Genomic DNA, 24428 nt, shown 5'->3' with positions numbered 1-24428 from the left:
AGGTCCACCGCACCCCGTCGCGCCCTAGTGATCAACGGCGCCTATTTCCTTCACACCGCGACCGTCGGCTCCCCGCTACAGCCGGACGCCTTACTTCACTCCAGGCGCCGGTTGGGAAGCCGCCGTTCACGGTAAGGCTCTCCAGGGCCGTGGCCGGCTCACGGAAACCGACCGCGGCACCGCCGTACGGCTTGCCATCGGCTGAGGGGAACCATGACCGACAAGACATCCGCGCCCCTGGATGAAGGGTGGAGCGGCGAACGGTGCCCGGGGAGTGCGTTCGCCCGGCGGTCGTTGCTTCATGGTGCCGCCGCGGGCGTGGCCGCGGTGGCGGGCGGGACCGCTTTGGGCGGCGGTGCGGCGCTCGCCGACACGGAAGCCCACCCCGAGCAACCACCGAAATCCCGGACGATCCCGTTCCACGGCTATCATCAGGCCGGCATCGCCACTCCACCCCAGAGGGTCCTGATCTACCTCTCGCTCGATGTGACCGCTTCCGACCGCGAGGAACTCACCGATCTGTTCCGCACGCTGACCTCGCGTGCCCGCTTCCTCACGGCGGGCGGCAGGCCACCGAAGGCGGCCCCCACCGCACCGCCCACGGACAGCGGCATCCTGGGACCCACGGTCCAGCCGGACGGACTCACCATGACCGTCGGAGTGGGCGCGTCCCTCTTCGACGACCGCTTCGGACTGGGCTCGCGCAAGCCGGTCCAACTCGTTCCGATGACGGCCTTCCGCCATGACGACCTGGACCCCGCGCTGAGCCAGGGCGACCTGTTGGTCATGCTGTGCGCCGATCAGCGCGACACGACGGTGCACGCGCTGATCGACATCCTGACCCATACCAAGTCCGCGGCGAAGCTGCGCTGGCGTATCGACGGCCAGCGCAACCCGGAGCGCCCCGACGGCACCCGGCGCGACTGGTTCGGTTTCAAGGACGGCATCGCCAACCCGTCCACCACGGACCCGGCCCAGATGAATCAGTGGGTCTGGGTCCAGCCGAAGAGCTCCGAGCCCGCCTGGGCCGCGGGCGGCACGTACCACGTGGTACGCATCGTCCATTTCCACATCGAGGCCTGGCAGAAGGTACCGGTTGCCCAACAGGAGCGGATCATCGGCCGCCGCAAGGCGAGCGGCGCCCCCATGTACGCCGTGGGCGAGAACACACCGGATCAGCTCGACCCCATCTACACCAATGACCCGCAGGGCCTGATCACGCCGCTGAACTCTCATATCCGCCTTGCCAATCCCCAGACTCCGCAGACCTTCACGACCAGCACCATCCTGCGTCGCAGTTACGACTACGACCGAAGCCCCAACTCGCAGAAACTTGACATGGGGCATGCGTTCACCTGCTTCCAGCGAGAACTCGGCACCTACATCACCATGCAGCAGCGGCTGGAAAACGAAGCACTGGTGCCGTACATCACCCCACGAGGCGGGGGCTACTTCTTCGCACTTCCGGGAGTCCGGGACGACAAGGACTACTTCGCCCGCGGGCTTCTGTCCTGATCCTGGTCCCAGGCTCCGGAGGCCGACGGTAAGACGCTGCCCCGCACGCTCCCGAACCGAACCAGCGCATCGCACTGCGCACAGGAGGCGAGATGTTCTCCCACCCGCGGACCCCGTGCGGCAGCCGTCGTCGGCGCCCCGGCAGGACCCTCCGGCCGACACTCGCGGCGAGCATCGGGATCCTGTTGCTGTCCTGTACGCCCCATGCCTCCGACGAAAAGAAGACTGCCCATCAGGCCGCCCTCACCAACGGCAGCACCCGCGTGTATGTCACGAACCAGCAGGACGACACGCTCTCGGTGATCAACGCCAGCACCCACAAGGTCCTCGCGACCGTACGGGCCGGCCTGGCGCCCGAAGGCATCGCCGCCGCCAAGGACGGCAGGCACCTGTATATCGCCAACAGCGGCTCGGCCCGGGTCTCGGTCCTCGACACCCGGAACAACAAGATCGTCAAAACCGTGCCGGTCGGCAAGAGCCCCACCGGTGTCGCCCTGAGTCCCGATGGCACCTCGCTCTATGTCACCAACGGCAGTTCGAACACTGTCTCGGTGATCGATACCCGGAACAACCGGGTAGAGGCCACCCTGCCGGTCGGCAAGTCTCCAGTGAACGTGGCGTTCAGCGGTGACGGGGCAACGGCCTACGTGGCGAACTCCGGGTCGGGGAACCTGTCGGTCATCGACACAGGCACGCGCCGGGTCCTGCGGAAACTCGCCGCGGGGCGCTCCCCGGTGGGTGTCGCGGTCACCCCCGACGGCAAGTGGGTCTACGTGGCCGACGAAGTGGGAAAGCGCGTCCTCGCCATCGAAACCCGTACCGGCGACACGACCGCCGTCACCGTCGGAGAGGGCCCCTTTGACGTGGCCGTCGGTCCCGACGGCCGCTTCGCCTACTCCGCCGATCTGGGCCCGGGCAACATTTCCGTGATCGACACCGGCAGTCGTCGCGTCTCGGCGACCATTCCCGTGGGGCCTCCAGGCACCGACCCGTTCAACGTGGAGGCCACCAGCACGGCGATCTACGTCACGAACCAGGGAGCGGGCACCCTCGCGATCATCGACCCGACATCCCACAAGGTCGTCGGGACTGTCACCCTCGGCAACAGCCCCTATGGAGTGGCGGTGAGCTGAGATACGCCGGGCCACGCGGCCCGGTACTGCGTACCCCGGGTCCATGCCGTTGGAGCAGAAGAAGGACAGGTTCGGGGCGAAGCCGCGCCCGTCCAGGCCACGAGAGCCGTACGCCTCCATGTGGAGACGAGGTGGCCGGATCCACCAGGTCGAGCCCCTCGTGGAGGGGACCCGCACCATCGGGTGCGTTCGCCGTCAGTCCGGTTGGCCCGCCGCCGGAAGTCGGATCACCAGACGGGCGCCGCCGAGGCCGCCCTCTTCGTGTGACGGGTCCTGGTCGGCGTGGATGGTGCCGCCGTGGGCCGTGACAATGGTCGCGACGATGGCCAGACCGAGGCCCGAGCCGCCCGCCTCGCGGGAGCGGGCTTCGTCGAGGCGGGTGAAGCGTTCGAAGATCCGGCTGCGGTCTTCGGGCGGGATGCCCGCCCCGTCGTCGCTGACGGTCAGTTCGACCGTACCGCCGTGTTCTGTGAGGGCGACCCGCACCTGATGAGCGGCGTGGCGGCGGGCGTTGTCGAGGAGATTGCGTACGACGCGGCGCAGGGCCTCGGCGTCTCCCTGTACGCGGCCGGCCGAGACCTTGTGGGCATCGACGCGGGTCCCGGTCGGGCCGTGCTGCCGGCGGACCTCGGCGAGGACCACTTCGTCCAGGTCGACGACGGTGTGCGGTCTGCGCGGGGCGGGATCCTCACTTCTGGCCAGGGCCAGGAGATCTTCGACGAGATCGTGCAATCGCTCGGTGTCCTCCAGCAGTTCGGCCGCCATCAGGGGATCGCGCTCCGGGTCCGGATAGCGCGCCAGCACCTCCAGCTGGGCGCGGATCGCGGTGAGGGGGCTGCGCAGTTCGTGGGCGGCGTCGGCGACGAAGCGGTTCTGGGCCGCGGAGGCCGCGTCCAGCCTGGCCAGCATGTCGTTGAGGGTGACCGCCAGGGCGTGGATCTCGTCCTGGGAGGCGGGCAGGTCCAGGCGGTGGTGTGGATCGGTCGCGCTGATGTCGGCGGCCTGGCGGCGCAGTGTCTCCACGGGGCGCAGGGTACGCCGGGCCGTAACGGAGATCGTCCGGGCGACCAGGGCGATCAGCACCGGAATGCCGATGGCGAGCGCGGTGGCGAGGCTGGAGAGGGTGCGCTGCGACTGGGCCAGGGATACGGCCGCGACGATCGTCACCGGGCGTCCGTCAATACGGGCCGCCCGTGCTGTGACGCGGACATCGCCTCCGTCGGCGATTCCCGCCAGGTTGTGCAGTGTCATGGGATGACCGTCGAGGAGCCCCGAGGGCAGCGGATGAGGGAAACCGCTGCGGCTTCCGGGGCGGACCTCGGAGTCGGAGCTCGCGAGCACGCGTCCTGACGCGTCCAGTACCTGGACCACGTCCGCCTCCCCGCCCGTCGAGGGGATGAGGCCGCGTAACCGGCCGTGCTCGACCAGGGAGGAGACGTACGAGACGCGCTGGGCGGCGATGGCGTCCAAGTCGCGCCAGGTGGAGTACCGCAGGGCGAGCAGGAGAGCCACGCCGGTCAGGATCGTCGCCGCGGCGACGATCGAGGTGGCCCACAGCGTCACCCGGGAACGCAGGGTCAGTTGTCTCCCGGCGAGGGGCCACCGGACGGACGGTGTGCGCGGGCGGAGGTGGCGCCGGGGCATTCAGCCGCCCCTCCCGTCCAGCCGGTAGCCCACGCCGCGTACGGTCTCGATGGCGGCACGGCCGAAGGGAGTGTCGATCTTGCGGCGCAGATAGCCGACATAGACCTCGACGATGTTCGGGTCACCCTCGAACCAGGCGTCCCACACCTCGGTGAGAAGCTCGGTCTTGCTCACGACCGTGTCGGGGCGCTGCAGCAGATGCTCCAGCAGGGCGAACTCGCGGGGAGTGAGTTCGAGGAGGTCATCGCCTCGGCCACAGCGGTGGGCACCGGGATCGAGCCACAGGTCGCCGGCGGTCAGCACCGCGGGGCGCTGGGGGGTGCTGCGGCGCAGCAGCGCGCGGACGCGGGCCAGCAGCACCACGAACGAGAAGGGCTTGGTCAGAAAGTCGTCGGCGCCCAGGTCGAGCGCGTCGGCCTCGTCGTACTCGCCGTCCTTGGCTGTCAGGATCAGTACCGGTGTCATGACGTCCGAGGCGCGCAGCGTCCGGCACACGTCATAGCCGTTGCGTCCGGGCAGCATAAGGTCCAGCACGATCACCGCGTACTCGTTGCGCCGTGCGAGGAGCAGTCCCCTTTCGCCGTCCTCGGCGACGTCCACACCGAAGCCCTCGGCGCGCAGCCCACGCTCCACCGCGGCGGCGATGTGCGGTTCGTCCTCGACCACCAGTACCCGCACCCGGATCTCCTCGTGCGCCGATCGGCGGGGGTCGGCCGGAATGCCGATCACCCCTTTCCGAGTGTAGGGAAGTCCGAGGCCAGGGGCCCTTTCTGCTGGTCGGCCCGCGCACTCTCAGCGTGCTCTCAGGGGCGCCTCAGCGTTCGCTCAGCCGCTCTCAGCGGCGGCACAGGCCGGACCCCGCACTGTGGGGGCCACGACGTCCGTGGGATGCACACCCGCGAGACCTTCACCCCCCGGCGAAAGGCGGCACTGTGGCTCCGACGTCCGTGCGGGAGCGTGCGAACACGGGTACGCGGGAACTCCCGTGTGTCCCCGCGCCGAAGCCGGTGCGCAGACGCACGCGTTCCAGGTCCGGGCTGCGCTGGGCACTGATCATCGCGGGTGGGTACGCGGCCGGCCTTGTGGGCTTCGTCCTGGGTGTTCCCTCGCCGTATCTCCTGGCCTCCTTGCTGGTGGGCGCCGTCCTCGCGCTGTCGGGCCGGGTCCGCGACCGCCTTCCCGGACCGGCGAACCGGGCGTCCCAGGCGCTGGTCGGCGCGCTCATGGGAAGCCATCTGACGTCCTCCGCCCTGAAGTCGGCGGCACCGTCCGCGCTGCCCCTCACGGCGGTGACGGCGGCCACGATCGGGCTCAGTGTGGCGGTCGCGTGGTTCCTCGCGCGCAAGGGACGGATCAGCCGGCCGAGCGCGGTCCTCGGCATGATGCCGGGCGGCTCGGCGGGGATCGTGACCTGCGCCGATGAACTCAAGGCCGATGTTCGGCTCGTCGCCTTCAACCAGTATCTGCGCGTGGGGCTCGTCGCGACGACCGCGCCACTGCTCGCTCACTGGATGGCCGGCGGTTCGTCGTCGGGGCCGGCGGGCGGCGGACCTGGGTCCTGGCCGGGCCTCGGCCCGTTCCAGCTGGTCGCGGGGCCGGACCAGCTGACCGGTCTGCTCACGCTCGCCGCCGTTTCGGTGGCCGGCGTCTGGGCAGGGCGGCGGCTGCGTCTTCCCACGCCCGCGTTGATCGGGCCCATGCTGGCAGCCTTCGGCGCGACGGTGAGCGGCGTCATCCCGGCCTTCGCCCCGGCCGGTCTGCTTCAGGACGTCGTCTTCGTCCTCGTGGGCATGGACGTAGGGGTGCGCTTCACCCGTGACGCGCTCCGACGCGTACGGGGCCTGCTGCCCTCGATCCTGGCCGGAATGACGGCCGTATGCCTCGGCTGTGCCGGGATGGCGTGGATCTTCGCCAGGGCGACGGGCACCCCGTTGATGGACGCCTATCTCGCCACCACCCCCGGGGGGATCAACGCGGTCCTCGCCGCGGCGGTCTCCTCCCACGGGGATGTCGCCCTGGTCTCGACCGTGCAGAGCCTGCGGCTCCTGGTCGTGATGCTGGTGACGCCCTTGATCGTCCGACGGTTGGCTCAGGTCGGCGTCAGCTCACCCATCCCTCCCGGCGGTACGAAGCCAGCTTCTCCGAGGTGAGGGTTCGGAGATCGTCGACGCAGCCGTAGTGCATGGCGATGGTCACAGCGCAGCGCACCACGTCGAGTACCTCCTTGGTGAGGTCACTGACGTCCGGTTCGCCGTGGCGCTCGTGCTTGACGCCCATGCCCTCCAAGTGGTTGATCCGCTGGGCGACTTCGCCCGTCTCCTCGGCCAGGCGGGAGACGAGGTGGAAGATGTCGTGGTGGCGGGGGAAGCGCTCGATCGCCCCGGCGGCAATGCGTTCCACTTCGTCCAGCCAGTCGGCTTCAGGCTCCGGCACTCGCGCTCCAAGGATCGGGGGAGGGGGGCGGTACGTATGAGGAGAGAGCAGGGGAGGGCAGCGGCCCGGCCGTCGCTCCTGCGAGCCGGCGCAGTCTTCGGCTCACCCGTTCCCGCTCGCTCGTCAGCGCGGCACGCGTCACGCGTCCGGGGCTCGACCTGTTCGGCGAGTGCTTCGAGCAGGTGCAACTCCTCGCGGAGCAGGGCCGGTTCGGTGCATCGCGCGCGGCGCTCCCGGTCCATCGAGGTGCTCCAGCACAACCGGACCTCACGGCCGTCGGCGTACCGTACGGTACGGTCGCGACGCCCCTCGAAACCCCAGTTCGTGTACTCGCCCGGTTCGGAGCGGACCAGGAACAGCGGCGCCGTGGTCGCGTCCACCCCTGCGCACTGACGGGAATGTCCGCGGCAGCGGTTTCGACGGCAGTGGTTTCGACGGCGGCGGATTCGACACACTCGACATCGCACCATGGTTCCGGCTCCGTGGCGTGGAACAGTACGGGCTCCGATTGGGGTCCGCCGAACGAGGCGATGTAGCCGGCGCGGACGGACAACGCCGTATCGTCGGAGCCGGGCTCGGCGCCGACGATACGGCCCCCGGTTACCCGAAGTCCCGATCACCCGGGGCCCCCGGTCAACTCGCGGTCCCGGCCGGGGCGGCCCGGCCGCCTCCGGCAGGTCGAGACGCGTGAACAGCGTGTTCGCGCGCTCCCACAGCACCCGTGCCTCGGCCGTGCGCCCGAGGTCGGCGAGGACATGCCCGAGAACCATCAGGGCGTGCCCCCGGTCCCGTTCGAAAACTATGTCCTCACACTGCGCCAACGCCTGTTCGGCATGGAGCAGTGCCTGTTCGAGGTCGCCGAGCACACGCAGGCTCTCGGCGAGGCGATAGCGCGCGTGCACACTGCGGGGGTGCGGATCGGCGCTCGCGCACAGCTCCGGGCACGCCTCGAACCACGACACGGCCTCGGTGTGCGCGCCCAGGCCCTGGAGCGCGAAGCCGAGTACGTACATGGCGTACGCCCGCCCCGAGCTGTCCTGCGCGTAGGCCCCGCTGTCCAGGACCTGACGGCAGACCACCACCGCCTCGTCGGGGTTCCCGGCGCGCACCTGCGCGAGCGCGGTGTTGACCATGATCGCCGTCTCACCCGAGCGGCGCCCCAACTTCCGGGCCAGGGAGAGGGATTCGGTGAAGCACGCGACCGCCTCGTCGTGCCGTGACAGGTACTGGGCGATGAGGCCGAGGTTGTTGAGGACCTGCTGGAGCACAACGGTGTCACCCACCTCGCGGCACGCCGCGAGCGCGGCCCTCGCCGCGGTCTCGGCATCGGCGAACCGCGCGGCGGCCAGGGCGATCGTGCACCGCAGGAAGCGGGCCCGCCCCTCGGCCCGGCGGTCGCCGAGCCGCACGGCGGCGTGCACCAGGGCATCCGCCGTGGGCACCAGCTCGGCGTACCGGCTGCCCACGCCGAACGGGCTGAGCATGATGAGCAGATCGACGGCGCGGCGCAGCCGGGGCACCGTGTCCTCGGAGCGCGCGCCATCCGTCGCCGCCCCCCCTCGTCAGGCATATGAGCGGTGGCCGAGGCGACCTGGGCCACCAGGGAACGAGCCTCCTCCGCCTCGATCAGCACCCACTGCCGTGCGGCACTCAGGTCGGCGAAGGACAGGCCGGACACCCCGGGCGGGGCGAACGCGCCGGCGACCGGGTCGGCGGGGACGGCGTGCCGGAACGCCTCGCAGGCCGTCGACAGCAGAAAGTCGAGCAGCCGGTCCTGGATCGCCGCCGCCTCGTCGGCCCGTTCGTCGCGCGACTTGCGGCGCGCGAAGGAACGCAGCAGGTCGTGGTAGCGGTAGCGGCCCAGCACCCGCGACTCCAGCAGACAGACACAGCCGCCTCGACCTGGACCTGTCCATCCGGGCGACGGTGCCCGGCCCGCGCACTCCGCAGGGGGAGGCGGCAAGCACCACGGCTCCGGTCAGGCACGGAGCCGTGGTGCCCGCTCAGCCGGGCAGCGTGACGAGCCCCATCTCATAGGCGGTGATCACGAGCTGGACCCGGTCCCGGGCGCCCAGTTTGGTGAGCAGGCGTGACACGTGCGACTTGGCTGTGGCCACCGTGATGAAGAGGTCCTCCGCGATCTCGGTGTTCGTCCGGCCGCGCCCGATGAGGGTCAGGACTTCCCGTTCCCGCTCGGTGATGCCCGCGACCGGCCGTGAGGAGCGCTGCGGGGGGTGCCCGACGAAGTCGGCGATCAGTCGGCGCGTGACCCCCGGCGCGATCAGTGCGTCGCCGACGGCTACCACGCGGATCGCCGCGAGGATGTCGTTCAGCGCCATGTCCTTGACCACGAAGCCGCTCGCTCCGGCCCGCAGCGCGCCGTAGACGTAGTCGTCCTCGTCGAACGTGGTCAGGACGAGGACGCGGGCCGCGGTCGAGCCGGCGGTGATCAGGCGAGTGGCCTCGATTCCGTCCATGCCGGGCATCCGGATGTCCATCACGACGACGTCGGGGCCGATGTCCTTGACCAGTTGGACCGCCTCGGCACCGGTTGCGGCTTCGCCGACGACCTCCAGATCGGGGTGATCGGCCATGACCAGGCGCAGGCCGGACCGCACCAGTGGCTGGTCGTCGGCGAGTACGACGCGTACAGGACCGGCGGTCATCGGGCCTCCACCGGAACTCCGACGGGGCCGGGCAGCGGCAGCCGGGCCGTCACCCGGAAACCGCCCTCGGGACGCGGCCCGGCGCTGAGGTCGCCGTGCAACAGGGCGACCCGCTCCCGCATACCCACGAGACCGAAGCCGTGGGCCGAGCCGTTCTCGGTGGCACCGCGTCCGTCGTCGACGACCTCCACGGACAGCTCCTCGTCTCCGTAGCCGATGAGCACCCGGCACCGTCCGGTGTCCGCGTGGCGGACCACATTGGTCAGCGCTTCCTGAACGATACGGAAGGCGGACAGGTCGATGTCGGCCGGCAGAGGGCGCTCTTCCCCGCTGCGGCGCACCTCCACATGTACCCCCGCGTCCGCCGTGGCCGCCGCCAGCCGGTCGATGTCCGCCAGACCCAACGAGGGCGCGAGGGCTGTCCGGTTCCCCGAGGCCGCCGCGCCCGGGTCCGCCTGACGGAGTGCCACCAATGTGCGCCGTAGGCCCGACAGGGTCTCCCTGCTGGTGACCTCGATGGCCCGCAGTGCCTCACCGGCCTCCACGGGCCGGGTCCTGAGGACCTGGCTCGCCGCCCCCGCCTGGATGGCGATGATGCCGATGCTGTGCGCGACCATGTCGTGCAACTCCCTTGCGATCCGCAGCCGTTCGGCGATCACGGCCTCTGCCACCTCCCGTGAACGCAGCGCCACCGCGTGCTCGCCGCGCTCGCGGCTCAACAGTCCACCCGTGCAGGCCGCGGCCATCGCCAGGAGGGCAATCACGACGTTGACGGTCAGGTTGTCCCCATGCGAGAAGCCGCCGATGACCAGGAGCTGGACGATGAGGGATCCGGCCACGGCGACGATCGAAGCTCGCCGCGCGCGGGTGGCGACGATGAACCCCAGGACGAGGTCCACCGCCAGGTACGACAGGTACTGGCCCTGGTACGAAGCCGACAGGCTCGCATGGGCGGAGCTCGGGGGGCCCACCACCACGGCGGTGGACCCGAACAGCACCAGGGCCAGGGCCAGGACCGGCCCGCGTCGCAGCACACCGACGAGCAGGCTCGCCGCCAGCAGTGCCCCGAAACCGTGGACCGTGCCCGAAGCCCGCGGCGCCCCTCCGATGAGCAGAATCACCGCGAGGAGATACAGGGCACCTCCTACCCAGGCCATGGTCTTCGTTCCCGTCATCGGTGGTGTGGCCTCTCACGAGGGAGACCGCGCTGTGCGACGCGCACGAGGATCGGGGTGGTCGGTATGGCGTCCATCCCGCGAGACTATCCAGCCGCCGCCCCCGCGGGATCGGCCCGCCGACGTACGCCCACGGGCGAAGGCGTCCGCACGATTGCCGCCCACGGCCCCATGACCGGACGGGGCCCTCCCGGCAGGGTTGTCCCTGTGATCGAAGTCAACGAACTCACCAAGCGCTACGGCGGCAAAACCGCCGTCGACCAGCTGTCCTTCACTGTGCGACCGGGCCAGGTCACCGGTTTCCTCGGCCCCAACGGCGCGGGCAAGACCACCACCCTGCGGATGATCCTCGGCCTGGACGCGCCCACCGGCGGTGCCGCCACCGTCAGCGGGGTCCCCTTCCGCAGCCACCCGCGCGGACTGCGGCACGTCGGCGCCCTCCTCGACGCGGGCCAGGTCCACGGCGGACGCACCGCCACGGCCCACCTGTCCGCCCTGGCCCACAGCAACGGGATCTCCCCGCGCCGGGTGGACGAGGTGCTGCACGAGGTGGGCCTGGCCGAGGCCGCGCCCCGCCGCGTCGGCGGCTTCTCGCTCGGCATGAAGCAGCGGCTCGGGATCGCCACCGCGCTGCTCGGCGACCCGCCGGTGCTGATGTTCGACGAGCCGGTCAACGGCATGGACCCGGAAGGCGTGCTCTGGATGCGCCGTCTCTTCCGGCGCCTCGCGGCCGAGGGCCGTACGGTCTTCCTCTCCAGCCACCTCATGTCGGAGATGGAGAACACCGCCGACCAGCTCGTCGTCATCGGCCGGGGCCGGCTCATCGCCGCCGAGTCGGTACGGGACTTCGCGGCACGCGGCACCCGCCTCGGCGTCGTCGTGGGCACGCGGCAGGCCGCCGAGCTGACGGCGGTGCTGACCGCCGCGGGGGCGTCGGTCGAGCCGGAGGGACCGGCGGACGCCGAGAAGCTCGCCGTGACCGGGCTGCCGGCGGACCGGATCGCCGCGCTCGCCTTCGAGAACCGGATCCTGCTGAACGAGCTGACCACCCGAACCGCCTCACTGGAGGAGGCCTTCATGGAACTCACCGCGGGCAGCGCCGAATACCAGGCAGGACAGTCCCGATGACCACACTCGCTTCCGCCCCCGCGACAACCTCGGCCGCGCCCGTCGCCGAGCCGCCCGCCCGCTTCCGTGACCTACTCGTCTCCGAGTGGATCAAGGTGCGGTCCCTGCGCTCCACTCCGTGGACCCTCGCGCTGATCGCCCTGTTCGTCATCGGGTCCTCCGCGGTGGCCACAATGGCCGACAAGGCCGTGGGCTCCGGCCCCGCCGAATTCCTGCCCTACGACGCCTACCCGCCGGCCGGCTACATGACGCTGATGCTCGTCGCCGGAAGCATGGGCGCACTCACCGTCGTGAGCGAGTACAGCAGCGGCCTGATCCGCACCACCACCGTGGCCGTCCCCGCCCGCGGTGCGGTGATGGCGGCCAAGGCGGTCGTCACCGCCGCGCTGTGGACCACGGTCGGCACGGTGATCTCCACCGGTTCCTTCCTGGTCTCCCAGGCCGTCCTGAACGGGCACGGGGCCGGGGTTCCCCTCACTCATCCCGGAGTGTTCCGGGCGCTGGTGGCGTCCGCCCTGCTGGCCCCGATCTGCGCACTGGTCGGCCTCGGCTTCGGTGCTCTGATCAGGCACAGCGCCACCACCATGGTCACCAGCGCCTTCATCCTGGTGATGCTCCCCCCGACCTTCTCGCAGACCGCACGCTGGTCCGCCGCCATGAGCCACGCGATGCCGGCCACGGCGTGGAAGCGCCTGGTGCAGAGCTGGGCACCGGATCCCCACTCGCTCGCCTACGGTGCCACTGTCCCCGGCTCCTGGACCGTGTACGCCCTCTGGCCGCTGATCGCGGTCGCACTCGCGGTGGTCGTCGTACGGCACCGAGACGTGTGAAGTGCGACGGCACACCGGTCCGCGGAACTCGCATCCGTCCGCGTCCCGAATCACTCAAACCCGCGCGCCGCGCCCCGTTCGAGTCGGTAGCCGTGCCCCCGCAGCGTCGTGATCCGGGGCAGCCGGTACGGCTGTGCCACCGCCTGCGGTCGCTGCTCCGCGTCGGTCAGGCGGCGTCTCAGTCCGGCCATGGTCACATCCAGGGTCTTCGTGGAGCCGAACCAGTTCTCGTCCCAGACCTCGGCCATCAGTGTCTCGCGCGACACGGCCTCTCCTACGTGCCGGGCGAGCACGGCGAGCAGTTCGAACTCCTTGGGCCGCAGCGCGATTTCCCGGCCGCGCAGGGTGCACCGCCGCGCGGTGAGGTCGATGACGACGTCACCCAGCGGGATCGGCTCCTGGGGCTCGGCGCCGAGGCTTCGGCGTCGCAGATGGGCTCGCAGCCGGGCGAGCAGCACGGTCAGGCTGAACGGTTTGACGAGGTAGTCGTCGGCCCCCGCGTCGAGTCCCGCGATGACGTCGATGTCGTCCGTGCGAGCGGTGAGGATGACGATCAGCAGCTCGGGGAAGCGGGCGCGCAGGGCGCGGGCGACGTCCAGCCCGTCCATGTCGGGCAGGCCCAGGTCCAGGAGCAGGACGTCGTACGGGGTCCGCGCGGCCTCGGCGAGCGCGCCCGCGCCGGTCCTGCTCCAGGCGGGCGCGTAGCCGTTGCCGCGCAGTCCGGTTTCCAGATGGCGGCCGATGGTGTCGTCGTCCTCCACGACGAGGACGTGGATCCGGCCGCTCTCCGGTCGGGTGGGCGTGCGCATGAGGTGCAGCGTAGAGCGTGCCGGCTCACTCACAGATCGCGGAGCTCCTCGACGGCGGGCCGGGCGGCCCGGCGCACCCCGTTCAGGGCCGCGGCCAGGACGGCCGCCGCCGCGGCGAGGGCGGTCAGCGTCAGATAGCCGCCGGGCACCGCCAGGGTGTCGGGCGGCGGATCGAACACCCCCGTCAGGACCTTGACCAGCATGTCCGACAGCACCCAGCCGATGAGCGCGCCCCCGGCCAGTCCGCCGGCGCTCAGCAGCAGCGCCTCGGTGAGGACCATGCCGCGCAGTTGACGGGGTGTGGCGCCCAGCACGGTGGCGATGGCGAAGGTGCGACGCCGTTCCGCCAGACCGAGAGCGAGCGCGAGCCCGCCCGATCCGGCGGCCAGCAGCACCGCGAAGGCCAGCTCGATTCTGGTCAGCCCGGACAGGTCCACCGAGGTCAGGCTGGTGCCGACGGTGCCGCGGGTCTGGGTGAGGTCGGTGACCGTGGCACCGGTGCCGAGCCGATGCCTCAGCTCCGCCGCGACCCGCTTGTGGTGGGTGCCCCCGGTGTCCAGAAGGAACGCGCCGATCGCGTCACTGCCGGTCGCCTCGGCGACATAGGACGCGTTGGCGACGAAGAAGCTGTCCTTCGGCGCGGTCGGGAACTCCTTCGCGACCCCCACGTAGTGGAAGGCGACCGTGCGCAGCGCCTTCGTACGGGCGTCCTGGATCCGCAGATTGATCCTGTCGCCTGACGTGAGCTGGAAGTCCTTGACGGTCTCCGCGCTCACCAGCAGTCCGTCCGGCTGGTCTGCCAGCCGTTTCATCAGCGTCGCGGCGCTGCCGCCGGAGAAGTACGCGTCCTGCAGCGAGGTGGCCGAGGAGATGGTGTCCGGGCGCACACCGTAGAGGTCCTGGAGATCGGAGCCGACGTACGCGAACCGGTGCTGGAGCGGTTCGACGTGGTGGACGCCGGAGACCTTCAAGGCGTCCGCCGCGCTCGGTGGGGTCCGCGCTCCGGGCGGCTCGGTGACCGTCACGTCGGCGCCGTTGGTGAGACGCGCGTCGACTTCCGCCTGCTGTTTGTACGTCGCGTTGAAGGTCGCCGTCGACACGGCGAACGACACGGCGAGGGCGAGCAGCACCACCGCGCGTGCCAGCGGTCGCCGGCGCCGTGCGAGTACGGCGGCGGTGGTGCCGGCCAGGTGGGAGGCGAACGGACGCGACAGCCGGGTCAGGATGGAGCGGCCGTGGGTGAGGGCGAGCAGTGTGAGCCGCCACATCAGCAGCGCCGCGCCGATCCACAGCAGTGCCGGGCCGAGGAAGGCCCAGTAGGAGACGGAGATGTTCGGCACTCCCTCCGGGGCGAGGACCAGGGCGTACTGGTTTCCCGACGAGGCGCGGAAAACCAGCCAGGAGCCGATGAGCAGTGCCAGGTCGAGCCCGTAGCGCATCCACCACGGGGAGCCCGTGCGGCGCTCGGCGCGGCGCGTGTCCGCGACGGTCACCGTGCGCAGGTCGCGCAGTGCGGGAACGAGCACGGCGCCCGCGGCCAGTGCGACGCCGAGCAGGAAGGCGAGGACGTACCAGAGGATCCATTGGCCGGCGCTCGTCCCGAACGAGGCCGATCCGAAGGCGACGCGGCCCGTCAGCGCGGCGATGCCCAGCCCGGCGCCGCCGCCACCGACCCCCACCAGCGCGGCCTCCAGGCCGGACAGCGCGGCGATCTGCCGCGGCCGCAGTCCGCGCAGCCGGAGCAGGCCCTGCTCGTGGCGTCGGCGCTCGCCGCCCGCGGCGGCGACCGAGGAGGTCAGCGCGGCGGCCAGTACCGCCCCTGGTACGCCCAGGAACAGGAAGAGGATCTGTGCGTACAGCGCGTCCTGGCGGGCGGAGTCGAGGGCGGCACCGAGATTGTTCCCGACGATCGCCCCGCCTGAGGAGCGGGCCTCAAGGTTGTGTGCCGAGCCGGTCACCGCGGTGAAGGCGGCGGCCGGGTCGGCGGGCAGCCGGGCGTCGCGCGCGGCGTGGATCTGCGTGGTGACACCGGTGGCGTGCCCGGTCAGGGACGCGAAGGCGGCGGAAGGGAGCAGCAGCACGTTGTCGGGCGGCGCGGCGGGCTGGGTCTGGCTGGGTGCGCCGACCTTCTGGAACAGCGAGTCGGCCTGCGGGAGGTCGACGACTCCGGCCACCCGGACCTGTCGGGCGCCGGCGCCGGGGAGCTTGACGCTGATGGTGTCGCCGGGCGCGGCACGCAGGTTGGCCGCCGTCTGCTGGGCCAGCAGGACGCCGGTGTCGCTGCCGGTCAGGGGACGCACCGCGCCCGGGAAGAGGTGCTGGTAGCCGTCCGGCAGGCCGAGCACGACGCCGGGTCCCGTCGTCTGCGTACTGCCCTGGACGGTCGCCGCGAACGAATCGCTGCGGGCGAAGCCCACCGGGACGGCGCTGTGGACGCCGGGCGTCTCGCGTACCAGCGAGAGCATCGCGTTCGGGTCGGCGCCCGGCCGCACCTCGACCTGCCAGTCGACGGTGACCGAGCGCACGGCGCGCTGCGTCATGGTCGCCTTCGACGCGGTCAGGAAGGACCCGAGCGAGGCGATGAGGGCGACGGCCAGGGCGATCCCGGCGAGGGCGGCCACGAGCCGTCCGGTGCGGTGGCGGGCGAGACCGCCGGCCCATGCGGTGATCATGATGTCTCCTGCGGTTGCGTGCCGTCCGCCGCCGTGTCAAGCAGTCGGCCGTCGTTCATGGTCAGCCGGGTGGTCAGACGGGCGGCGACCGCCGGGTCGTGGGTGGTGACGACGAGGGCGGCGCCCGTGCGGTCGGCCGCGGTCAGCAGAGCGTCCAGGACGTGCCTGCCGGTGGTGTGGTCGAGGCGGCCGGTGGGTTCGTCGGCGAGGATGAGCCGGGGTGCCTGGGCCAGTACCCGGGCCGCGGCGACACGCTGTGCCTGACCGCCGGAGATCTCCTCCGGCAGCCGGTCGGCGAGGTCGGCCGCGTTCACGAGCGCGAGGGCCTTGACCGCCTCGGTACGGGCGCGCCCGTCCGGCATCCCGGTAAGCACCAGCGGGAGCGCGGTGTTCTCGGCCACGTCCAGGGCGGGGATCAGGCTGTCGCTCTGGAAGACGAGGCCGATGTCATGCGGACCGCCGGCGGCGGGCCAGGTCACGGTGCCGCTGGTGGGCTGTTCCAGGCCCGCCAGCAGATGCAGCAGCGACGACTTGCCCGAGCCCGAGGGCCCGACCACGGCGAGCCGGTCACCGGCCCGCACCCGCAGACTCGCCCCGTGTACCGCGACCACGGCGCCCGCGCCCCGGCCGAAGGTGAGAGCGACGTCCTGGCAGGCGACGAGCACGTCGGTGGAGGCCGGTGAGGGTGGCGCGGGCTCGCCGCGCGCCGGTGTGGCCGGTGTGCCCGGTGTGCTCGGTGTGGCCGGTGTGCCCGCCGGCCTTCGGGGGTTACGCGGTGCCATCGCTCGCCCTCCCGTCGTCCAGGGCGATCACCCGGTCGGCCACCCGGACGGCCTGCGCGCTGTGCGTGACGATGAGGACCGCGCAGCCAAGGGCGGCACGGTCACGCAGCAGCTGGAGGATCAGGCGTTCGGTGGTGCCGTCGAGTTCGCCGGTGGGTTCGTCCGCGAGCAGCACATCGGGAGCGTTGGCGAGCGCGACGGCCAGGCCCGCCCGTGCCAGCTCCCCGCCGGAGAGCTGCCGGGGCAGCGCGTGGCCGCGCTCAGCGAGGCCGACCTGGCCGAGCAGGTCTCGGGGCGACGCGGCCGGCCGTCCGCGAACGGCGCTGTGCGCGAGGCGGATGTTGTCGCGCACGCTGAGATGCGCGACCAGATTGCGCGTCTGCAGCAGTACGCCGATACGGCGGGCCCGCAGCCGGGCCCGCTCGGTCTCGGGCCGGTGACTGATGCGGATGCCCGCGACGCACACCTCGCCGCCCGACGGCTCGTCCAGACCGGCCAGACAGGACAGAAGCGTGGATTTCCCCGCCCCGGACGGCCCGACGACGGCGACGGTCTCACCGCGCCGCACCCGCAGCGACACCCCGCGCAGCGCGAGGGTCTCCTCCTCGCCGGCCCGGAAGAAGCGGTACAACTCCCGTGCGTGCAGAGCGACATCGGCCTCCAGGGCCGCATCCGGATCCGGGTCCGCATCCGCGTCGGGAACACGGCCGGCCGAGATCTGACCTCGCGTCATGACCATCACTTCCACGTGAAGGAGTCGCTGACGATGCGCCAGGGATCCACGTTGTCGGCGTTCACCGGCCCCGACAGGGTGAGGTCCACTTCGTGGCCCTGCCGGTAGAACGCGTACCGCTCGAACGCATCGCGCACGACCTTGCCGGTGACCGGATCGGCGGCCGAGTCACCCCGGTACGTGAGCAGGACGGCGGGGCCCGAGTGCCGGGTCACCCGCGAGATCCGGGGATCACCGAACTTCGGCACCTGGCCCCGCAGTTGAGGGACGACCTCGGCGTTCACCGAAGCGACGCCCGGGGCCGTGGAGGTGGTCGCGGTGGAGATCTGGACCCGGTTGAGCTTGTCCGTGAACACCGCGGTGCCGCCCTTGACCGTACGGGCCCAGCCCTCGGGGACCTTCACCGTGAAGCCGCCACCGGACGGCCGGTAGGTGACGAAGGCCTGATTGTCGGGGATGTCACCGGGCGGATTCGACTCGGTGGCCGCCGGGGCGGCGCTGTCGCCGCTCGGCGAGCCGGATCCGGAACCGGTGGACGACCCGGACCCGTTCCCCGACGAACACCCGGCGGTCACCGTCGCCGCCAGTACGAGCCCGACGACACCGATGGTACGTACGCCTGCCATGGCCACTGCCCTCCTGAGAATGCCCTGCCGAGCCGCCCCTCCGATCGGCGGGGCGGATGGCCGGGCGGTCATGGCAGCGACGCTAGGAGCCGGCGGGTTAACAGCCCGCTCAGCCCGGGTTAGACGACGGCAAAAGTGGGCCGGGCACCGCGTGGCCGGGCGGGCGGGGCGCATGATGAGGGCATGAGACAGCGTGTCGCGCGGGTGGCCGTCACCGCGGTGCTGGTCGCCCTCGTCCTCCTCGCGACCCCCCTGGCCCTCGCCATCCGATCCTCCCTGTACGCCGATCAGCGGGACACCCTTGAGCGGGCGGCCCTCGCCGCCGCCGTCCGCGTCAACGCGGACTACCGGACCGGTGACCCGGCCGAGCTGCGGGCACCGGGCGCCGGTGAACGCGTCGGTCTGTACGACCCGGGACCGGCACTGCGAGCGGGCGCCGGGCCCCAGGCCGGCGACCCGGTGGTGCGCCAGGCGCTGCACGGGCTGATCGCACGGACCACGACGGGCAGCGAGCTCGTGGTCGCCGTCCCTGTCTCCCACAACGAGGAGGTCATCGGCGTCGTCCGGGCCTCCTCCGCCGTATCAGCCGTGCGTGAGCGAGTGTTCCTCGGCTGGGCGGCGCTCTGCGGCGCGGCCTTGCTCGCCCTCACCGTCGCCGTCCTTGTCACCCGCAGGCAGGCGCGGGTGCTCGCCACACCGCTGGAGGACCTGTCCCGGCACTGCCGGGCCGTCACCGAGGGTGATCTGACCGCCCGGGCGGCGCCCAGCGCCATCGCCGAGATCGACCAGGTGGCCCGTACGCACAACGACATGCTGCACAGCCTGGCCGAACTCCTGCGCCACGAGCGGGACTTCACCACCAACGCGTCACACCAGCTGCGCACCCCCCTGGCGGGCCTCCAGCTCACCCTGGAGTCGGGTCTCGAACAGGACGACGCACAGCTGCGGCCCGTGGTGGAGGAGGCTCTGGTCTCCACCCGCCGCCTGCACCGCACGGTGGAGGAGGTACTGCGCCTGGCCGGCTCGGGCGGTCTGCCGTACCACCCGGTGCCGGACCGGCCCCTGGACCAGATCCTGGAGGAGACGGTACAGCGGCGGCACGGGCTGTTCGCCCAGGCCGGCAGACGACTGGAGTACCCGCCCCAGGACGCCCCGGCCGGGGTACGCGTGCCGGGCGGGCCCGTCACCGAGATCCTCGGCGTACTGCTGGACAACGCCCACGCACACGGCAGCGGCAGCGTCCGGGTCACCGTCCGTGACCTCGACGACGCCCTCGCGATCGACGTCGTCGACGAAGGCACCCTGCACACTGATCCGGCGCGCCTGTTCTCCCGCGGGCACACGGGCGGCGGCTCGGGCGGCACCGGCGCCTCGGGCGGCTCGGGCAGTACGGGCGGCTCGGGCGGCTCGGGCGGTACGGGCATCGGCCTCGCGCTCGCCCAGGATCTGGCCGTCTCGCTGGGCGGCAGGCTCTTCCTCGCCTGCGGCGACCCCACGACGTTCACCCTCCTCATCCCGGTCCGCTCGATCGAGTAGCCGGGTCTCCTCGGCGGTCAGGATGTGTTCAGGATCCGGCTGGCAGGGTCCTGAGGCATGGCATACGAGACTTCTGACATCGCCGGGGCAGGCGGGTCGTACCGACGAGCCGAAGCCGCCCCAGGCCACCGCCTCCGCCTCCGCCGGAACAAGGTTCCCGAGGTCACCGCGTACTTCTGGATCATCAAGGTGCTGTGCACGACGGTCGGCGAGACCGCGGCCGACATGCTGAACACCAACCTGGGGCTGGGCCTGACCGGGGTGTCGCTGCTGATGAGCGCACTGCTGCTGGGGGTCCTCGTCGTCCAGTTCCGCACCAGGACCTACCGGCCGGGCGTCTACTGGCTCGCCGTGGCTTTGATCAGCGTCGTCGGCACCCTGATCAGTGACAATCTCACCGACAACATGGGCGTGCCGCTGGCGGCCAGCACATGCGCGTTCGCGCTCGCCCTCGCTGTGGTCTTCGCCGTCTGGTACAGCCGCGAGAAGACCCTCTCCATCCACAGCATCGACACGGTGTCCCGCGAGGCCTACTACTGGCTGGCCGTGCTGTTCACCTTCGCGCTGGGTACCGCGGCCGGTGACCTCGTCGCCGAGCGGATGGCCCTCGGCTACTGGGTCTCCGCCGTTCTGTTCGGTCTCGCCATCGCCGCGATCGCCGTCACGCGACTCGCGCTCGGCCTGAACGCCGTGCTGAGCTTCTGGATCGCGTACATCCTCACCCGCCCGCTGGGCGCCTCGATCGGCGACTATCTGTCGCAGCCGACCGGCGACGGCGGCCTCGGCTTCGGCACTGTCATCACCAGCGTTCTCTTCCTCGCCGTCATCCTCGGCCTGGTCGTGTACCTCTCGATCACGCGCCGCGACGTCATCAAGGCGGACCGGCTCAGCCCGGAGGCAGGCTGACCACGAAGGCCGCACCCGGGGTGTGCCGCTCTTCGTGGCGCACCTCGCCGCCGGCCGAGCGGGCCAGGCGTCGCGAGAGCGGCAGCCCGAGGCCCGCTCCGCCGTGTCCGTCCCCGGGATCGGCGCGGCGCCCCGGCTGGAACAGCCGCGACGCGAACGACGCGGGCACGCCAGGACCGTCGTCCATGACCTCGACGCGTACGCCGTCGGCATGCGCACGTACCCGGATCTCGACGCGCTCCCGCGCGTACCGCAGCGCGTTGTCGAGCAGCGGAGCGACGATGCGTTCCACAAGGGCCCCCGGCACTCCTGCGGACAGGCCGTTGTCCTGTCCGGAGAGGACGACCGTCACCTGCCGCGGCTTGGCGGTACTCGCCGCGAGCCGCCGCAGGACGGGCAGTACGTCCGTGGAGCCCGGCACGGCGGCCATGCTCTCGCGGGCGTCATCGAGGAGGGTGTCGCAGATCGTGCGCATGGACCGGGCGGCGTCGAGGATCGCCGCGTGCGTGGCCAGGGTGTCCCCGGCGGAGCGCGGGCGGGCCTGCCACCAGTCGAGTTCGGCGATGATGAGGGCGAGCGGATTGCGCAGCTCGTGCGAGAGCTCCCGGGTGAGCTGCTGCTCGTGTCGCAGCAGTGCCCGGATACGGTCCAGGAGCGAGTCCAGCGACCGGCCCAACTCGACCAGTTCCCTGGGCCGTTCCCCATTCCCGAAGCGCTCGTCGGAGGCCATCGCACTCCACCGGCCGGCGTCCTCGGTCATGGTGGCCACGGGGCGCAGCGCTCGCTGGACCGACAGCCGCGTCAGCGCGTAGGTGCAGGCCAGCATGACCGCGTCGAGCGCGAGCGACGCGTAGAACAAGGTACGGGCCGAGCTTCGGTAGGGCGACAGGTCCAGCGCGGTGACGACGGCCATGGCCTGCTTGCCGCCCGGCACCGGCCGCACACACAGCCGGATCGTGCCGTGGCCCTGGGCGGTGGCGCAGGCCGGTCCGCCCGGTGCGCCCGGTCCACCCGGTCCGCCCGGTGCGGCCAGCCGGCCGGCGGCGCGGGTCAGCGAGCTGGTGGCCGTGGCGGACCCGGGCTTCTCGATGAGCCGGCCGCCCGCGTAGATCCACACGTTCGTGTCGAGCAGTTCCTCGCCCGGTGACTCCCTGACGTTCACCCGCGGCCCGCTCGTGTCGACGGTCGCGGCGACCACCGCGGCCCGCGCGCGCAGCTCGTCGTCGGCCTGGCGTTGCAGATGGCGCTGGACAACGGCGTTGAACACGACGGTGAGGATCACCATCAGCAGCATGGCGGTGGTCAGCGCGACCAGGGAGAGCCGGCCGCGCAGGGTGCGTGGCCGGCACCGGGAGAGGAACGCATTCATGACAAGCGGTGCCCGACGCCGCGTGCGGTGGTGACGCTGAGCGCGCTACCACCCGCACGGAGCTTGCGGCGCAGCCGGGTCACATACTGGTCGAGCGTGTTGTCGCTGACCTGGGCGCCCTCGGGCCAGCCGACCCTGATCAGTTCCCGCCTGCTCACGATGCCCCCGGACGAGGCGATGAGAGCCGCGAGAAGCCGGAACTCCGTGGGTGTGAGGCCGACCTCGGTGCCACGTACCGACAGACTGTGCCTGACCGGGTCCAGCGTCACATCGCCGGTCGCCGCGACCGGCACCGGACCGGTGCGCCTGAGGGCCGCCCGCAGCCGGGCCGCCAGCTCCGCCAGATGGAACGGCTTGGGCAGGTAGTCGTCGCCCCCGGCGGAGAATCCGGCGAGCCGGTCCGTGAGGTGGTGATGAGCCGTCAGGAAGACGACGGGCCAGAGGAGGCCTCTGGCCCGCACCGCCTGGCAGACGTCCCGGCCGTCGGCGTCGGGCAGTCCGACATCGATGACGGCCGCATCGACGACGTCACCGGCCAGCCGCAGCGCCGTCGCTCCATCGGGGGCGGGCACGGTGCGGAAGCCCTCGTCACGCAGGCCGCGCACCAGGACGTCACGCAGGGCGTGATCATCCTCGACGACCAGAACCCTGTACCGCATGATCCTCCCTGGCCCCCTCGGTGTACGTCACCATGACCAACCCGTGCGACTACAATCCTGTAGACGGTCTACTGAACTGTAGACGATGGCGGGACGAGGATCGTTCCCATGGACCAGCTCCAAGGGCGAACGCCGGCCGACGGGTGAGCTTGAGGCCGGTGCGATGCCGCCACGGTGGTCGGCCCGGGAAGCCGCTCACCGCCGGGCTCGTACAGCGGGAACGGGACCGTCGTACGGCCCGGCCCCTACGACGGTCCGCACTGATCATCAGCGCGGTCCCGGCCGAGGAGGCCGCCACGGCCGACGCGCCGGCGCCGCACTGTCCGCCGAGGGCGGCGGCTACGTGCTGCCCGTCTGCTCCGGCGGCCGACCGGAAGAGGTCGCTGACCGGACCGTGCGCCCGGCCGACCGGCGACCACCTGGCTCACCGGACGGATCCTCACCGTCGACGGGGGCCCGGAGCCGGCCTGACGTCGCACGGCCATCGCTCGGTCTGCTCAACGACCATTCGAGCTCTCGGACCCCCCCGGTCGCCCTCGCGTCAAACGAGATCACCTGAGTCCGCCAGGAACTTCGTCGTGTCGCGGTGCCGACCAACTGACGGCCCGTACCGCAGGGTTGGGAACGGCTCAGATCACCGGCGGCCCCGCCTCGATGCGGCGTAGCACCGGGGGCAGACGGTCCAGGTGGGGGCCGGTCTGGACCTGCCGCTCATCCCACCAGGTGGCGCCGGCGTCGTGCAGCGGGCCGATGATGTCCTTGGCCTTGGCCGCGTCCGGAGGCGTGGCCCCGCCGAGCACGAACTCGAAGGGGCGCTCGGCCTCTGCCCCGCGCTGCTCGCGCACGTAGCCGACCAGTTCCCGTACCTCTGCGGCATCCGGCACATGACCATGCCGTGCTGTCTCGAACAGTGGTACCGCGCCATCCCACCGTGCTGCGCGCCGCATGGGCGCGCGACGCGGCCAGAACCCGCCGATCCACACCGGCGGACGCGGCTGCTGCGCGGAGGCGGGGAGCAGTGTCACGTCCCGGACTTCGTAATGGCGGCCGTGGTGGTTCACCGGCTCGCCGGACCAGAAGTTCCCCAGCAACTCCAGTCCCTCGTCCAGCCGCTCGGCGAGGATGCGCGGCTCGGCGGCGTCGCCGAAGCTGCGGTATTCATCCTCTATCGGACCGCCCAGGCCCGCGGCGAAGATCGCCCTCCCGCCGCTGAGGTGGTCCAAGGTGGCCACTTGGCGGGCGAGTTGCTGCGGACGGTAACGGGGGACCGGCGTCAGCAGGGTGCCCAGTCGGATCCGGGAGGTTGCCAGCGCGGCTGCGGTCAGCAGCATCCAGGGGTCTCCGAAGGGACGCTCCTGGTGCTTCCGGTGCAGGACATGGTCCCAGACGAAAAGCCCGTCCCAGCCGGCCTGTTCGGCGGCGGCCGCCACGGTCGCGACGTTGCGGGGGTCGGCGAAGTCCCCGAAGTTGGGGATGTTGATGGAGAAGCGCATGCCAGCAGGATGCGCGGCCGGCCATGAAGGTGCAATCGGATTCGGATCCGGAAACGGCTTCACGCCGCGCCACAGCCGGACACCTGCTCCGCGGAGCTCGGCCACGGCATCGGGACGGGCGTCGTCCGAGTGTGTGCATCTCACCCGGGGATTCGCGCCCGTGGAGGTCACCAGCGATCGGACCGGCGGCTTTGCCCTGGCCCCCGCACCGCGCGACTGCCTTTCCAGTGAAGACGAACGCCCCGGCGGCGCAGATCCCGCGGCCGATGCGCCCCACTCGCGCCTCTCCTGCGCTCCGCCGTTACGGGCATATTCGCCG

Annotated in this window: 21 protein-coding genes and 1 pseudogene; 8 read left to right on the top strand and 14 right to left on the bottom strand. The window is 71.5% G+C overall.

The window, feature by feature from the left end; translation table 11 throughout:
* Positions 1–213: 213 nt before the first annotated feature.
* Both AB0M67_RS35540 and AB0M67_RS35535 read left to right on the top strand, forming a co-directional pair.
* Positions 214–1515: a Dyp-type peroxidase gene (locus AB0M67_RS35540; RefSeq protein ID WP_365751717.1), complete on the top strand. Its 1302-nt coding sequence runs from the start codon at positions 214–216 to the stop codon at positions 1513–1515.
* A 92-nt stretch (positions 1516–1607) separates the two neighbouring features.
* Positions 1608–2648 carry a beta-propeller fold lactonase family protein gene (locus AB0M67_RS35535; RefSeq protein ID WP_365751716.1) on the top strand — a complete coding sequence of 347 codons (1041 nt, stop codon included), beginning with the start codon at positions 1608–1610 and terminating at the stop codon, positions 2646–2648.
* Between the two features lie 195 nt (positions 2649–2843).
* On the opposite strand, the gene AB0M67_RS35530 is transcribed toward AB0M67_RS35535, so the two are convergent.
* Positions 2844–4211, bottom strand: a complete 1368-nt coding sequence (locus AB0M67_RS35530) for an ATP-binding protein (protein WP_365751715.1) — start codon at positions 4209–4211, stop codon at positions 2844–2846.
* A gap of 81 nt (positions 4212–4292) precedes the next feature.
* Complete coding sequence (locus AB0M67_RS35525; protein ID WP_365751724.1) at positions 4293–4970, bottom strand: response regulator transcription factor; 678 nt, start codon at positions 4968–4970, stop codon at positions 4293–4295.
* A gap of 254 nt (positions 4971–5224) precedes the next feature.
* Here AB0M67_RS35525 and AB0M67_RS35520 point away from each other — a divergent pair, with 254 nt between their 5' ends.
* Positions 5225–6442 carry an AbrB family transcriptional regulator gene (locus tag AB0M67_RS35520; RefSeq protein ID WP_365751714.1) on the top strand — a complete coding sequence of 406 codons (1218 nt, stop codon included), beginning with the start codon at positions 5225–5227 and terminating at the stop codon, positions 6440–6442.
* Here the strand turns inward: AB0M67_RS35520 and AB0M67_RS35515 are convergent.
* Both AB0M67_RS35515 and AB0M67_RS35510 read right to left on the bottom strand, forming a co-directional pair.
* Positions 6393–6725 carry a hypothetical protein gene (locus AB0M67_RS35515; protein ID WP_365751726.1) on the bottom strand — a complete coding sequence of 111 codons (333 nt, stop codon included), beginning with the start codon at positions 6723–6725 and terminating at the stop codon, positions 6393–6395. The two genes, AB0M67_RS35520 and AB0M67_RS35515, sit on opposite strands and share 50 nt — an antisense overlap.
* Before the next feature lie 755 nt (positions 6726–7480).
* Positions 7481–8209, bottom strand: a pseudogene (locus AB0M67_RS35510) (tetratricopeptide repeat protein); the annotation flags it as partial.
* Positions 8210–8302: 93 nt separating this feature from the next.
* On the opposite strand from AB0M67_RS35510, the gene AB0M67_RS35505 reads away from it, so the two are divergent.
* Positions 8303–8575 carry a hypothetical protein gene (locus AB0M67_RS35505; protein WP_365751713.1) on the top strand — a complete coding sequence of 91 codons (273 nt, stop codon included), beginning with the start codon at positions 8303–8305 and terminating at the stop codon, positions 8573–8575.
* 153 nt (positions 8576–8728) lie between these two features.
* Here the strand turns inward: AB0M67_RS35505 and AB0M67_RS35500 are convergent, their stop codons facing one another.
* Together AB0M67_RS35500 and AB0M67_RS35495 are read right to left on the bottom strand one after the other, a co-directional pair.
* The gene (locus tag AB0M67_RS35500; protein ID WP_365751712.1) at positions 8729–9391 is read right to left on the bottom strand and encodes a response regulator transcription factor; all 663 of its coding nucleotides are present in this window, start codon (positions 9389–9391) and stop codon (positions 8729–8731) included.
* Positions 9388–10548: a sensor histidine kinase gene (locus tag AB0M67_RS35495; protein WP_365751711.1), complete on the bottom strand. Its 1161-nt coding sequence runs from the start codon at positions 10546–10548 to the stop codon at positions 9388–9390. Before AB0M67_RS35495 ends, AB0M67_RS35500 begins: the two co-directional genes overlap by 4 nt.
* A gap of 225 nt (positions 10549–10773) precedes the next feature.
* On the opposite strand from AB0M67_RS35495, the gene AB0M67_RS35490 reads away from it, so the two are divergent.
* Together AB0M67_RS35490 and AB0M67_RS35485 are read left to right on the top strand one after the other, a co-directional pair.
* Positions 10774–11694, top strand: coding sequence for an ABC transporter ATP-binding protein (locus tag AB0M67_RS35490; RefSeq protein ID WP_365751710.1), 921 nt, complete (start codon positions 10774–10776; stop codon positions 11692–11694).
* Positions 11691–12524: an ABC transporter permease gene (locus AB0M67_RS35485; RefSeq protein ID WP_365751709.1), complete on the top strand. Its 834-nt coding sequence runs from the start codon at positions 11691–11693 to the stop codon at positions 12522–12524. Before AB0M67_RS35490 ends, AB0M67_RS35485 begins: the two co-directional genes overlap by 4 nt.
* A gap of 50 nt (positions 12525–12574) precedes the next feature.
* Here the strand turns inward: AB0M67_RS35485 and AB0M67_RS35480 are convergent, their stop codons facing one another.
* The 5 genes from AB0M67_RS35480 to AB0M67_RS35460 are packed head-to-tail and all read right to left on the bottom strand — an operon-like array spanning position 12575 to position 18146.
* Positions 12575–13333 (bottom strand): response regulator transcription factor, encoded by a 759-nt coding sequence (locus AB0M67_RS35480; protein WP_365751708.1) that lies wholly within the window; start codon positions 13331–13333, stop codon positions 12575–12577.
* Positions 13334–13362: 29 nt separating this feature from the next.
* A complete protein-coding gene (locus AB0M67_RS35475) occupies positions 13363–16005 on the bottom strand; it encodes an FtsX-like permease family protein (protein WP_365751707.1) in 2643 nt (880 codons plus the stop codon).
* On the bottom strand, positions 16002–16787 hold the full coding sequence (locus AB0M67_RS35470) for an ATP-binding cassette domain-containing protein (RefSeq protein WP_365751706.1): 786 nt from the start codon (positions 16785–16787) through the stop codon (positions 16002–16004). The genes AB0M67_RS35475 and AB0M67_RS35470 overlap by 4 nt, the downstream gene beginning before the upstream one ends.
* Positions 16774–17520: an ATP-binding cassette domain-containing protein gene (locus AB0M67_RS35465; protein ID WP_365751705.1), complete on the bottom strand. Its 747-nt coding sequence runs from the start codon at positions 17518–17520 to the stop codon at positions 16774–16776. The genes AB0M67_RS35470 and AB0M67_RS35465 overlap by 14 nt, the downstream gene beginning before the upstream one ends.
* A 5-nt stretch (positions 17521–17525) precedes the next feature.
* Positions 17526–18146, bottom strand: a complete 621-nt coding sequence (locus AB0M67_RS35460; protein ID WP_365751704.1) for a hypothetical protein — start codon at positions 18144–18146, stop codon at positions 17526–17528.
* A 183-nt stretch (positions 18147–18329) separates the two neighbouring features.
* On the opposite strand from AB0M67_RS35460, the gene AB0M67_RS35455 reads away from it, so the two are divergent.
* Positions 18330–19682 carry a HAMP domain-containing sensor histidine kinase gene (locus AB0M67_RS35455; RefSeq protein WP_365751703.1) on the top strand — a complete coding sequence of 451 codons (1353 nt, stop codon included), beginning with the start codon at positions 18330–18332 and terminating at the stop codon, positions 19680–19682.
* Between the two features lie 57 nt (positions 19683–19739).
* Entirely contained in the window at positions 19740–20588 is an 849-nt protein-coding gene (locus AB0M67_RS35450) for a hypothetical protein (RefSeq protein ID WP_365751702.1), read from the top strand.
* On the opposite strand, the gene AB0M67_RS35445 is transcribed toward AB0M67_RS35450, so the two are convergent.
* The 3 genes from AB0M67_RS35445 to AB0M67_RS35435 form a co-directional block, all read right to left on the bottom strand.
* The gene (locus tag AB0M67_RS35445) at positions 20569–21957 is read right to left on the bottom strand and encodes a HAMP domain-containing sensor histidine kinase (RefSeq protein WP_365751701.1); all 1389 of its coding nucleotides are present in this window, start codon (positions 21955–21957) and stop codon (positions 20569–20571) included. The genes AB0M67_RS35450 and AB0M67_RS35445 overlap by 20 nt on opposite strands.
* Entirely contained in the window at positions 21954–22616 is a 663-nt protein-coding gene (locus AB0M67_RS35440) for a response regulator transcription factor (protein ID WP_365751700.1), read from the bottom strand. The genes AB0M67_RS35445 and AB0M67_RS35440 overlap by 4 nt, the downstream gene beginning before the upstream one ends.
* Before the next feature lie 629 nt (positions 22617–23245).
* Positions 23246–24109, bottom strand: a complete 864-nt coding sequence (locus AB0M67_RS35435; RefSeq protein ID WP_365751699.1) for an LLM class flavin-dependent oxidoreductase — start codon at positions 24107–24109, stop codon at positions 23246–23248.
* Positions 24110–24428 lie beyond the last annotated feature (319 nt).

Origin of the sequence: Streptomyces sp. NPDC051662 (assembly GCF_040681655.1) — a bacterium.
GTDB lineage: Bacteria > Actinomycetota > Actinomycetes > Streptomycetales > Streptomycetaceae > Streptomyces.
This window is presented reverse-complemented; position numbering and strand designations above follow the sequence as displayed.

Coding starts and splice junctions, on each gene's coding strand:
- AB0M67_RS35540 (WP_365751717.1), top strand. CDS start 214: ATGACCGACAAGACATCCGCGCCCCTGGATGAAGGGTGGAGCGGCGAA.
- AB0M67_RS35535 (WP_365751716.1), top strand. CDS start 1,608: ATGTTCTCCCACCCGCGGACCCCGTGCGGCAGCCGTCGTCGGCGCCCC.
- AB0M67_RS35500 (WP_365751712.1), bottom strand. CDS start 9,391: ATGACCGCCGGTCCTGTACGCGTCGTACTCGCCGACGACCAGCCACTG.
- AB0M67_RS35495 (WP_365751711.1), bottom strand. CDS start 10,548: ATGGCCTGGGTAGGAGGTGCCCTGTATCTCCTCGCGGTGATTCTGCTC.
- AB0M67_RS35485 (WP_365751709.1), top strand. CDS start 11,691: ATGACCACACTCGCTTCCGCCCCCGCGACAACCTCGGCCGCGCCCGTC.
- AB0M67_RS35480 (WP_365751708.1), bottom strand. CDS start 13,333: ATGCGCACGCCCACCCGACCGGAGAGCGGCCGGATCCACGTCCTCGTC.
- AB0M67_RS35475 (WP_365751707.1), bottom strand. CDS start 16,005: ATGATCACCGCATGGGCCGGCGGTCTCGCCCGCCACCGCACCGGACGG.
- AB0M67_RS35470 (WP_365751706.1), bottom strand. CDS start 16,787: ATGGCACCGCGTAACCCCCGAAGGCCGGCGGGCACACCGGCCACACCG.
- AB0M67_RS35465 (WP_365751705.1), bottom strand. CDS start 17,520: ATGACGCGAGGTCAGATCTCGGCCGGCCGTGTTCCCGACGCGGATGCG.
- AB0M67_RS35460 (WP_365751704.1), bottom strand. CDS start 18,146: ATGGCAGGCGTACGTACCATCGGTGTCGTCGGGCTCGTACTGGCGGCG.
- AB0M67_RS35455 (WP_365751703.1), top strand. CDS start 18,330: ATGAGACAGCGTGTCGCGCGGGTGGCCGTCACCGCGGTGCTGGTCGCC.
- AB0M67_RS35450 (WP_365751702.1), top strand. CDS start 19,740: ATGGCATACGAGACTTCTGACATCGCCGGGGCAGGCGGGTCGTACCGA.
- AB0M67_RS35445 (WP_365751701.1), bottom strand. CDS start 21,957: ATGAATGCGTTCCTCTCCCGGTGCCGGCCACGCACCCTGCGCGGCCGG.
- AB0M67_RS35440 (WP_365751700.1), bottom strand. CDS start 22,616: ATGCGGTACAGGGTTCTGGTCGTCGAGGATGATCACGCCCTGCGTGAC.
- AB0M67_RS35435 (WP_365751699.1), bottom strand. CDS start 24,109: ATGCGCTTCTCCATCAACATCCCCAACTTCGGGGACTTCGCCGACCCC.